Source organism: Pseudomonas sp. Os17, from assembly GCF_001547895.1.
In the GTDB taxonomy this organism is placed as follows: domain Bacteria; phylum Pseudomonadota; class Gammaproteobacteria; order Pseudomonadales; family Pseudomonadaceae; genus Aquipseudomonas.
Genome location: NZ_AP014627.1, coordinates 4815769 through 4826842, shown reverse-complemented (window position 1 = coordinate 4826842; position 11074 = coordinate 4815769). Strand labels below are relative to the sequence as shown.

At 64.9% G+C, this 11074-nt stretch carries 10 protein-coding genes; 7 read left to right on the top strand and 3 right to left on the bottom strand.

Annotation, left to right across the window (positions count from 1 at the left end):
- Positions 1-110: 110 nt before the first annotated feature.
- The 5 genes from POS17_RS21050 (at position 111) to POS17_RS21030 (ending at position 4610) form a co-directional block, all read left to right on the top strand.
- The gene (locus POS17_RS21050; protein WP_060840365.1) at positions 111-449 is read left to right on the top strand and encodes a hypothetical protein; all 339 of its coding nucleotides are present in this window, start codon (positions 111-113) and stop codon (positions 447-449) included.
- 90 nt (positions 450-539) lie between these two features.
- Complete coding sequence (locus POS17_RS21045; RefSeq protein WP_060840364.1) at positions 540-1577, top strand: ParB/Srx family N-terminal domain-containing protein; 1038 nt, start codon at positions 540-542, stop codon at positions 1575-1577.
- Positions 1578-1724: 147 nt separating this feature from the next.
- The gene (locus POS17_RS21040) at positions 1725-2774 is read left to right on the top strand and encodes a hypothetical protein (RefSeq protein ID WP_060840363.1); all 1050 of its coding nucleotides are present in this window, start codon (positions 1725-1727) and stop codon (positions 2772-2774) included.
- A 558-nt stretch (positions 2775-3332) separates the two neighbouring features.
- Complete coding sequence (locus tag POS17_RS21035) at positions 3333-3689, top strand: DUF6124 family protein (RefSeq protein ID WP_060840362.1); 357 nt, start codon at positions 3333-3335, stop codon at positions 3687-3689.
- 108 nt (positions 3690-3797) lie between these two features.
- Positions 3798-4610 carry an alpha/beta fold hydrolase gene (locus POS17_RS21030; RefSeq protein WP_060840361.1) on the top strand — a complete coding sequence of 271 codons (813 nt, stop codon included), beginning with the start codon at positions 3798-3800 and terminating at the stop codon, positions 4608-4610.
- A gap of 465 nt (positions 4611-5075) precedes the next feature.
- On the opposite strand, the gene dsbG is transcribed toward POS17_RS21030, so the two are convergent.
- The 3 genes from dsbG to dsbD are packed head-to-tail and all read right to left on the bottom strand — an operon-like array spanning position 5076 to position 8433.
- Complete coding sequence (dsbG, locus tag POS17_RS21025) at positions 5076-5843, bottom strand: thiol:disulfide interchange protein DsbG (RefSeq protein WP_060840360.1); 768 nt, start codon at positions 5841-5843, stop codon at positions 5076-5078.
- Positions 5819-6682, bottom strand: coding sequence for a TlpA disulfide reductase family protein (locus POS17_RS21020; RefSeq protein ID WP_060840359.1), 864 nt, complete (start codon positions 6680-6682; stop codon positions 5819-5821). The genes dsbG and POS17_RS21020 overlap by 25 nt, the downstream gene beginning before the upstream one ends.
- Complete coding sequence (gene dsbD / locus POS17_RS21015; protein ID WP_060840358.1) at positions 6682-8433, bottom strand: protein-disulfide reductase DsbD; 1752 nt, start codon at positions 8431-8433, stop codon at positions 6682-6684. The genes POS17_RS21020 and dsbD overlap by 1 nt, the downstream gene beginning before the upstream one ends.
- Positions 8434-8588: 155 nt before the next feature.
- Between dsbD and POS17_RS21010 the strand changes: the two genes are divergently transcribed.
- Complete coding sequence (locus tag POS17_RS21010) at positions 8589-9266, top strand: response regulator (protein WP_060840357.1); 678 nt, start codon at positions 8589-8591, stop codon at positions 9264-9266.
- Entirely contained in the window at positions 9267-10592 is a 1326-nt protein-coding gene (locus tag POS17_RS21005) for an ATP-binding protein (protein WP_060840356.1), read from the top strand.
- Positions 10593-11074 lie beyond the last annotated feature (482 nt).

Sequence of the window (11074 nt, the reverse complement as noted above, 5' to 3'; positions counted from 1 at the left end):
ACAGGAAGCCTATTCAGGGGGGAAATAGAAAGGCAGTATTCAGCTAAGGGTTTTTGTTTGCCCTTATCGATTGGACTGAGCATGAAGAAAAAATAACAAGGATGCACCGAATGAAAGCAGAGTTGCGAGGCGGCGAAAAAATCATCAAAGAAGGGCCGGCAAACCTTCAAAGAAATATTGAGACGGTGGGCGGAAGGCTTTTTCTGACGAACCAGCGTCTGCTATTTGTCGCGCATAAAATTAACTTCCAAAGCGCTCCTGACGAGATTGAAATCTCAAACGTCCAGTCATTGCAGCCGGCGTGGACTAGATTTTTAGGTTTTATCCCCGTTTTCCCCAACTCTTTATCTGTTTTTACAAAGCAGGGTATAGAGTCTCGATTTGTACTATTTGGCCGTGACGCATGGGCTGCTGCTATTGCTGCAACCATGAATGGGGCCAATGGCTAAATAACCTTCAGTTTGAAATAGTCCGCCGCGCATTGCCCGACAGCAGCCCTGTCGGGCTTTGTCGTTTCAGACAGTTCAAGGACCGGAACCATGGCAGAACAGCTTTACTGGCACGACATCGAAGACACCCTGGGCAACTGGAGTGGCCTCGGTGTCGAGGTCGAACCGGGTGCCACGGACAGGCCGCCGCTGCACCTGCGCACCGGCACCAATGCCCGGATCAAGCTGATGCACCACGACACGCCACTGTTCTGGGCCACCTTCGCCTGGGATCACGGCGGCGTCTGGCTGGTGCGCAACCCGCTGGCGGAAGGCGCCGAATGCCGAATGCTGGCCCCCATCGATTCACCCACAGTCCAACAGTACGCAGCCCTGGCGCCTGAGCTACGGATCAAGGCCTGGAGCCGCTATTTCGTCAGCCGCCTCAGCGAAAGCGCCCGGCACTTCCTCACCCCCGGTTTCTGGCTGGCCCAGAGCCTGCTGCCGGAGCCCTCCAGCACCGCGAACGGCCTGGACCACTGGCGCTTCACCTCGGTGATCGATCCTTTGACCCACGTGCCCAGCTGGCACCTGTACGGCGAGGATTTTCTCGACAACCTGCAACCCCAGACCCTGGAGTGGATCGACTGGTGGCACGGCGGCGGCAAGCTCATCGGCCTGCACCGGGTCGACCCCGAGGCTGGGCGCTTGAAGTGGTGGCGCAAGAAGGCCCGGGAAGGCAGCCTGCCGCCGATTCTGCTGTGGTACGTCGGCGGGCTGGCCTCCTATGTGGTCATCGATGGGCATTACCGCTTGCAGGCGGCCATCGCGGAAAACCTCGCGCCATCATTCATCGTCCTCAGCGCCACCCGCGAGCGCGACTTCACGCCGAGCCTGGAGCATCAGCAGCGGGTCATGGATTCACTGCGCAAGCGCGGCGACGCGGTGCCGCGCAACCCGGCCCTGAGCACCGAGCATCTCAACCGGGTGCTGATCCAGGCGTTCGATGACCGGCCGCAGTACCGCAGCGCTACCCCGGCCTGGGCCGGCAACGAGCCGCAATCGCAGTGGTGCGACGAGGTGCGCCAGTGCCTGAGCGGGCAAGGGCTGGAGGACCAGATGGAGGCGGTGATTGCCCGGCGTGGATAGGGCGCTGGCCGTGTCGCTGGCAAGCCAGCTCCTACAGGGGGGCTGCGTGTAGGAGCCGGCTTGCCGGCGAACAAGTCCCCAAACACTCTGCTATATTCGCGCCCGCCCGCCGCAGGGCCGGTCATTGATAAAGGATTAGGGACAATCGTGGAACAGCTTTTCTGGCGTGACATCGAGGATTTGGCCGGCCAGTGGAACGGCCTCGGCGTGGACGTCAAACGCCCGGCCAGTGGCAAGCCCAACCTGTGCCTGCTCAGTGGCGACAACCGCCGCATGCAGCTGGTGCTGGGGGACCAGACTCTGCTCTGGGGCACCATGTCGCACTGCCGCTATGGCGTGTGGCTGGTGCGCAATGACCTGCCGGAGCAACTGCCGCAAACCCTGGTGGGCCCCATCGACTCGCCTCAGGTTGAACAACAGGCGCGCCTCGACCCGGCCCTGCGCCTCAAGGCCTGGAGCCGCTTCTTCGTCGAGCAACTGATGCAGCACCAGCCGGACTTCTTCTACCCCGGCTCCTGGCTGGTGCGGGCCTTGCGCCCGGCGTCCCAGAAACCCCTGCGGCCGCTGCTCAGCGGCACCGAAGCCTGGTACTTCAAGGGCGGCGAAGACGCCCAGAGCCATATGCCGCAGTGGGCGATCTACGGCCGCAACATCCTCGACAACCAGCAGCCCGGCTCGGCGCGCTGGGTCGAGTTGTACGAGGGCGGCGCGGCGGTGGTCGGCCTGCATGCCGTGGACCCCCATTCCGGACGCTTGAAATGGTGGCGCAAAAAAGCCCGCGAAGGCAGCTTGCCGCCGATCCTGCTGTGGTACGTCAGCGGCCTGAACTGCCACCTGATCCTCGACGGTCATTACCGCCTGCAGGCGGCCATCGATGAAAACCTGCCACCGGAGTTCCTGGTGCTCAGCACGCCGCGGCTCTACCACTATCGCCCCAACCCGCAAGAGCAGCAGAAAGTGCTGGGGGCGCTGCAAGTGCAGGTCCAGCGCAACAACCTGGACACCAGGCGCTTCAACCAGTTGCTGATCAGCACCTTTGACGATCGGCCATATCACGGCTTCGGCAGCCAGTCGTGGGCGGGGATTGCTTCGGAGCAGGAGTGGATCGACCAGGTCAGCGACCTGCTCAAGGCACGCGATGACTTGAGCAACCTCGAAGAAATCCTCGAGCGCGAAGCGCCTGAAGAGTACCGCTGAGGCCCAGCCCTAAGGCGGACACGCCCTCTGTAGGAGCTGGCTTGCCAGCGAACAGGCCCGTAATCCATACGCCAGCCTGAAGGACGCCTTCGCCGGCAAGCCGGCTCCTACGGGTGTAGTTACGTGTGATGGGTGGGGATACGTGTTGTAGGAGCTGGCTTGCCAGCGAAGAGGCCCACAAGCCATGCGCCAAACTGACGGACGCCTTCGCCGGCAAGCCGGCTGGAAGGTCGCTGGAACGGCGTTTAGTCGCTTTCTTTTGTAAGGCAAATCCGAGAAACTGCGGGCCGCTTGAATGCGCCTGGTGGGCGGGCTAGGGTTCCGGAGCCATCGCCCAATCGATGGCTCGGATGTGCAAGTCCGACTGTTACCAGACGCATAAGCGCTCAGTCATGCCTGAGCGATTTCATGTTCGCCGTGTTATGGCGGCCGTGCGCGGGAGATCTTCGGATCTGCCGGGGTTCTGGTAACTCGGTCTTGCACACCCGCGTACGGCTGCCACCTTATTCGTGTGCAAGCGAACGGTGTCAGCTCCTTGTCATTACCAGGAGTTTGACCATGAAAAAGCTCGTCCCCGATCCCCCCACGTCCTATCGCGATCCCGAACTCAAGGCCGCCAACGCCACCCTGCGCGTGGCCCTGGCCCGGCAACCGCTGGACCCCGCGCTGTTCCAGCTCACGACCCAAGCCAAAGCCGTTTCCCCCGACTCGCTGTTCAGCGTGCGCGAAGGCGTTAGCGCCGAAGAGGCCCTGGTGCATGTGGCGCTGCTGCTCAAATGTGCTGAAGAGGTCTGCGATGAAATCACCCAGCAGGGCAGCGGCCTGGAGCGCGGGCTGATCTGGTCCATGGTGCATTCGGTGGAGATGGCCCGCGCGGTGGTGGAGGCCTTGCTCGACGGCCAGCGCGGGCCGTGAATCCGGGCATTTCCTGATACGTTTTTGTCGCCCCGGTCCGATTGACTGAGCCTGGTTCGCGGCACAGTCTGTCGGACCTTTTTCGTCATTCCCTACAGGAGCTAGCCGATGCCTTTCGCCACCCTCGATGGACAACCGTTGCACTACCTTGACCAGGGCCAGGGGCCGGTGGTGTTCCTGGCCGGCAGTTATTTGTGGGACACCAGCATGTGGGCGCCGCAGATCGAGGCGTTGTCGGCGCAGTACCGGGTGATTGCGGTGGACCTGTGGGGCCATGGCCAGTCCGGGCCGTTGCCGCAAGGCACCGCGTCGCTGGACGATGTGGCGCGGCAGATGCTGGCCTTGCTCGATCATCTGCAGATCGAGCGGGTGACGTTGGTGGGCTTGTCGGTGGGCGGCATGTGGGGTGCACGTCTGGCCCTGGCGGCGCCGCAGCGCATCGACGGTCTGGTGCTGATGGACACCTACCTGGGGGCCGAGCCGGAGCCGACCCGGCAATACTACTTTTCCCTGTTCCAGCAGATCGAGGACAGCGGCCTGATCGCCGAGCCGCTGCTGGATATCGTGGTGCCGATCTTCTTCCGCCCGGGTATCGATCGGCAGTTGGCGTTGTATCAGGATTTTCGCGCCAGCCTCGCGGCGCTGCCGGCCGAGCGCCTGCGCCAGAGCGTGATACCCATGGGGCGCATCACCTTCAGCCGGGCGGATGTGCTGGATCAGCTGCAGCACCTGGATGGGCCGAACACCTTGCTGCTGTGTGGCGACCAGGACCAGCCGCGGCCACCGGCGGAAACCATCGAGATGGCCGAACGCATCGGCTGCCCTTACCAGCTGGTGCCCGAGGCGGGGCATATTTCCAGCCGTGAGAATCCGGAATTCGTGACCCGGGCCTTGCTGGCGTTTTTACAGCGCCACGGTTGAAGCGCGATTCTTCCCTCGTAGGAGCTGGCTTGCCAGCGAAGGGGCCCGCAAGTCAGGCGCCCGTCGCAAGGAGGCTTTCGTCGGCAAGCCGGCTCCTACAGAGGCTGCACAATGGCGAGGTGTTCACCTGCTGTCGTAGGAGCTGGCTTGCCAGCGAAGGAGCCCGCAAGCCAGGCGCCCGTCGCAAGGACGCTTTCGCCGGCAAGCCGGCTCCTACAGAGGCTGCACAATGGCGAGGTGTTCACCTGCTGTCGTAGGAGCTGGCTTGCCAGCGAAGGGGCCCGCAAGTCATGCGCCCATCGCAAGGACGCTTTCGCCGGCAAGCCGGCTCCTACAGAGGCTGCACAATGGCGAGGTGTTCACCTGCTGTCGTAGGAGCTGGCTTGCCAGCGAAGGGGCCCGCAAGTCAGGCGCCCGTCGCAAGGACGCTTTCGCCGGCAAGCCGGCTCCTACAGGGGCGGGGATTTATTTCGGGCCGAAAATCTGCGTCAGCTTGCCTGGGGCCGGGGCGCCTTGCTGTTGTTGCAAGTCGCCCTTGTCGTCGAGGTAGAAGATCGCCGGGGTCGCCGACAGCTCCAGTTCTTCCATCAGTTTCATGTTGGCGTCGAGCTTGGCCTGCACGGCCGCGGGAATGCTCGCCAGGGGTTTCAGGGCGCTGCCCTTGCCGGCTTTCTCATGCTCTTGCAGGGCCTGTTGCGGGTCCTTGGCGGCCAGCAGGGCGGCGGATTTGCCCGGGCTGTCTTCGCGGATGATGCCCACCATGATGTGCCGCAGCTGCACCTTGCCGGCTTTGACCCAGGGCCGGGCTTGCTCCCAGAACATGTTGCAGTAGGGGCAGTTGGGGTCGCTGAACAGGTAGACGATGCGCGGTGCGTCGTCCTTGCCATCGGCGATCCAGTTGCTTTTGTCCAGCTTGTTCCAGACTTCCTTGGCCATCGGTGCGTAGACCAGCTTCTGCAAGGGTTCGGCGCTCAGGTCCTTGCCGTCGGCGTCGTACAGGTTGCCCAGCAGCACGTGCTTGCCGTCCGGGGTCAGGTACAGGGTCATGCCACGGTTCTGGTACTGCGCGGCGTAGCCCTTGAGGCCATCCGGGGCATCGAAGCTGCCGATGATCTTGGCACCTTTTTCTTCGATCTTGCGGATCGGTGCGGGCAGTTCTTCGGCCTGCAGCAGCGGCGCGTTGAGCAGGGCTGCGCCCAGGGACAGGCTCAGCAGGTGGCGGATGAAGGGCATGGCAGTTTCCTTGCAGGGGCGACCGGGGTCGGATGGGCGTCGTCGAAGTTTTCCAGTGCACGGGCCAGGCTGGCTTCCGAGAGTTCACCCAGGTGACTGCTCAGCAGGCGGCCGTCGGCGCTGTAGAACAGTGTAGTGGGCAGGGCCATGGAGCCCACGGCCTGGCCCAGGCGGCCGCCGCTGTCGAAGAGTACGTTGTCCAGGTTGAGTTCCTGGGTGGCGAGGAAGGTGGCCACGCTTTGCATGCTTTCGCCCTGGTTGACGAACAGGAAGGTCAGGTCCGGACGTTGCTGCTGAGCGCGCTCCAGGACCGGCATTTCTCGCCGGCACGGCGGGCACCAGGTGGCCCAGAGGTTGATCACCAGTGGCCCACCCTGGTAGTCGGTGAGCTGCACGGTGTCGCCTGTGGCATTGCGCAGGGGCATTTCCGGCAGGCGGGTGCCCTGGTCGTAGAGCGTCAGGGACAGGCTGGCCAGCAGCCAGAAGGCCAGGCCGCTGGCGATACCGGCGCCCAGCGGGCGGCGCAGCGGTGGGCGTTTCCAGCCCCAGGCCAGGGCTGCCAGGAGCATGAAGATGACCCCCGGCCAGGCCAGGAAGCCGCCGTCGCGCAGGTCGATGATCAGCCACAGGTTGTGCTGGTAGTGCTTCCAGTAAGCGATGACGAAGCAGATCCGCGCCGCGAGCATGCCCAGCAGGAACAGCATGAACAGCACCGATTCCGGGTTGTCGCCGCCGCGCTTGGCCACCCGCCAACCCACCAGGGTGGCCAGGGCCAGGGCACTGATCAGCAGCAGGTGGTTGAGGGCGATGGCGAAGGTGCCGATGGTAAAGGTCAGCATCAACGGGCTTCCCGGGTCTGGGTCCAGCGTTGCAGGAAGGTGTTGGCATCCACTTCACCGGTGATGCGCTGGCTGCGGCGTTCGCTGCCGTCCGGGCCGATCCACAGCATGCTCGGTGGCCCCGGTACCTTGTAGCGGCCCAGCAGTTCGCGGCCGTCGGCGTTGTCCAGGGTCACGTCCAGGCGCAGCAGGCGCACGTCCTTCAGGGCGTCCTGGACCTGAGGCTGGCCGAACACGGTCTTCTCCATGATCTTGCAGGACACGCACCAGTCGGCGTAGTAGTCCAGCAGCACCCATTGGCCCTGGGCCTGGGCGCTGTCCAGGGCACGTTGCAGTTCCGCGGGCGACTTGACGGTGGTGAAGGCATCGTGGGCGGTGGCGCTGCTGGCCACGCTGCCACCGCTGTAGACCTTCAGCGGTCGCCACAGGTCATCGCTGCCACCAGCGGCGCCCACCAGCAGCACGCTGCCCCACAGGCCGAACAGCACGGCGGCGGCGCCGAACAGGTGCAGCAGGCGCCCGGCGATGGCCCGTTGCTGCCAGGCGCAATAGGCCAGTACCAGGGCCAGGGCGCCCCACAGACCGATCCACAGGCTGGTGTCGAGCACCGGGCGCAACATATAGATAGCGGTGCCCAGGAACAGGAAGCCGAACACGCCCTTGAGCAGGTTCATCCAGGGCCCCGGCTTGGGCAGGAAGCGGTTGCCCAGGGTCACCAGCAACAGCAGCGGCAGGCCGATGCCCAGGCCCAGGGCGAACAGCGCCAGGCCGCCAAACAGGGCGTTGCCGGTCTGGGCGATGTACAGCAGGCCGCCGGCCAGGGGGGCGGTCATGCACGGACCCACCAACAGCGCCGACAGCGCGCCGAGAGCGCCACAGCCGATCAGGCTGCCGCCCTGGCGCTGGCGGCTGGCGCCCTCCAGGCGGTCGCGCAGAAACGCGGGCATTTGCAGTTCAAAGAAGCCGAACATCGGCAGCGCCAGCAGCACGAACAGCGCGGCGAAGCTGCCCAGCACCCAGGGCTGTTGCAACCAGGCCTGCAGGTTGCTGCCCAGCAGGGCGGCGATCACCCCCATGCCGGCATACACCAGGGCCATGCACAGCACGTAGCTGGAGGCCAGGGCCAGGCCCCGACGCGGGCTGGCGCCGCTGCCGACCACGATCCCCGCGAGGATCGGCAGCATCGGCAGTGAGCAAGGGGCGAAGGCCAGCAGCAGGCCGAAGCCGAAGAAGGCCAGCAGGCCCAGGCCCCAGGATTTTTGTTGCAGGTCGTTGGCCAGCAGTTGGTCCTGGGCCGTGCCGTTGCCGGTTGCGGCGCTGTTGCCGGCAGCAACGGCGGGGGCGCCCCCCAGGTTGACCTCCAGGGTCTGTGGCGGGTAGCACAGGCCGGCGTCGGCGCAGCCCTGCCAGCCCAGCTTGACCTTGCCGCTGGCGGCTGCCGGCAGCTTCACTTCCAGGCCCTGGCGATACACCGTCTGTTCGCCAAAGAACTCGTCGCTGTGGTGTTCGCCGTCCGGCAGGGCCGGCTGATGGTCCTGGGCCAGGCCGTCGAACTTCAGGCGTTTCTGGTACAGGTAGTAGCCGTCGGCAATCTGCCAGAACAGCTGGGTTTCCCCGGAAGGCAGGCGCTCGGAGGTGAAGGTGAAGGCCTTGTCCACCGGCAGGAAGTCAGGCTTGACCTCGAACGGATTGTTGCCGGCTTCTGCCAGGGTGGTGAACAGCATAAACAGCAAGATGAGCAATCGACGCATGGTCAAGCCTTAAACCGGTGCAAGTGGGAAGCACAATGGCGGGTCCTGATTAACCGATGATTAACCATACTTGGGTTGTTGCAGGGCGGCGCCGGGCATAATGTCCGCTTAATCCGCTGCCTGCCTAATCAACGCCTTTCGTTACAGGACCGACCATGCACGTACTTGTCTGTGAAGATGATGAGCTGATTGCCAGCGGAATAGTCGCCGGCCTCACGGCCCAGGGCCTGACGGTCGAGCATGTGGCCTCTGCCTCGGCGGCGCGGGCCATGCTCGGCGTGGCCGATTTCGACGTGATGGTACTGGACTTGGGCCTGCCGGATGAAGATGGTTTGAAGTTGCTCAAGCAACAGCGCCAGCAGGGCCTGGAGATTCCGGTGCTGATCCTCACCGCCCGCGACTCGGTGACCGATCGGGTCGACGGCCTGCAGGCCGGGGCAGACGATTACCTGCTCAAGCCCTTCGACCTGCGGGAACTGGCGGCGCGCCTGCACACCCTGTTGCGCCGGGTGGCGGGGCGCAGCGTCAACCTGATCGAGCACGGGCGCCTGACCTACGACCCCAGTACCCGGGAAACCCGCCTGGGCGGCGAACCGGTGGACCTGTCCCGGCGCGAACAGGCGCTGCTCCAGGCCCTGCTGCACAACCGCGGCCGGGTGCTGTCCAGCGAACAGCTCAAGGACAGCGTCTACGGGTTCAACGATGAGCTGGAAAGCAACGCCCTCAACGTGCACATCCACCACCTGCGGCGCAAACTCGGCAACGGCATCGTCGAGACGGTGCGCGGCCTGGGCTATCGCCTAGGGCCGGCCGATAGCCAGGAGAAGTCATAAGTGAGGAGCCTGCGCCTGCGCCTGAGCGTGACCCTGGGCGCCGCCTTCATTCTGATCTGGACCCTGGCCGCGGCCTGGATGCTCAGCGATCTGCGCAATCAGATGATGTTTTCCCTGGACCAACGCCTGGTGGCCTCGGCGCGCATGGTGGCCGGCCTGCTGGAACAGATGCCGGCGCTGCCTTCCGACACCCACGCCCATCCCATTGCCAGCGCGGCCTTGACCATTCCCGGGGGCATGGCCTGTCAGGTCAGCTCCCTGCGCGGGCAGGTCCTGGCCCGCAGCCACAGCACGCCTGAACACACTCTGGAAGCCGAGAAGCTGGGCTTTCACGACCAGATGATCGACGGCGCGCCCTGGCGCACCTTCACCCTGGTGCGCGGTGATCTGCGCATCACCACCGCCGACCGCCAGGTGGAACGCGAAGCCCTGAACATGTCGGTGCTGCTGGCCGCTTCGGTGCCGGTGGGGGTGGCCCTGCTGGGTTGCCTGTGGCTGTTGTGGCTGGGCATCGGCCAGAGCCTGGCGCCGTTGAACCGGATTCGCGACGCGCTGATGCGCCGCAGCGCCGACTCCCTGGAGCCGTTGCAGATCCAGCCCATGCCCAGCGAATTGCGGCCGCTGGTGGACACCCAGAACCAGCTGTTCCAGCGCATCGCCAAGACCATCGAGCGCGAACGCCGCCTGACCGGCGACGCCGCCCATGAGCTGCGCAGCCCGCTGACCGCGATCAAGACCCACCTGCAGGTGGCGCGCATGACCGACGGCGCGGCCCGGGATCAATCCCTGGCCCGGGCCGAGGAGGGCGCCGACCGCCTGCACCGGACCCTGGAGCAACTGCTGTTGCTGGCTCGGGTCGAGGGCAGCCTGTCGTTCGATGACGGCGTGCACTGCAATGCCGAGCAAGTGGTTCGCCTGGCAATCCAGGATGCTGCCGTGGGCGCCCGGCAGCGGGTCAAGGTGCACCTGGGAGAGCACGCCGCCGAGGCCCCGGTGGCCATGCCCTCGACCCTGGCGATTGCCGCCTTGCGCAACCTGTTGGACAACGCCCTGCGCCACACCCCGCAAGACTGCCCGGTGGAGTTGAACCTGGAGCTGGTGGCCGGTCGCCTGCGTTTCCAGGTGCGTGACCATGGCCCGGGGATTGCCCAGGAAGACCTGCAGCACCTGACCCAGCGCTTCTGGCGCAACAGCCAGAGCACGGGGTGCGGACTGGGCCTGGCGATTGTCCAGGCCATCGTCCAGCGCTGCGGCTGCGAGCTGAACTTCGACAGCCGTCCTGACGGCCTGCGGGTCGAACTGACCCTGCCTGCCCACCCCGCCTGACCCATCACCGCCCACCGTAGGAGCTGGCTTGCCAGCGAAGGGGCCTTTGAGACCGCCTTCGCCAGCAAGCTGGCTCCTACAAGGCCTTTTACGTCCCGCCTGCCCAACGTAGGAGCTGGCTTGCCAGCGAAGGGGCCCGTGAGACCGACTTCGCCAGCAAGCTGGCTCCTACAGGGCCTTGTACGTTCCGCCTGTCCACCGTAGGAGCTGGCTTGCCAGCGAAGGGGTCCTTTGAGACCGCCTTCGCCAGCAAGCGGGCTCCTACAGGGCCTTGTACGTTCCGCCTGTCCGCCGCAGGAGCTGGCTTGCCAGCGAAGGGGCCCGTGAGATCGCCTTCGCCAGCAAGCTGGCTCCTACGGGGCGGTATGTGCAATTTCCTCGTCCCGGGGTGTAAATCCCGACCTCGCTGGTGCGTTTTTAGAACAGGAAAACCTGTCAGTGTGCACCCGCGCTTGGGCTGCGCATTCGGCCGGTGGCCGTTT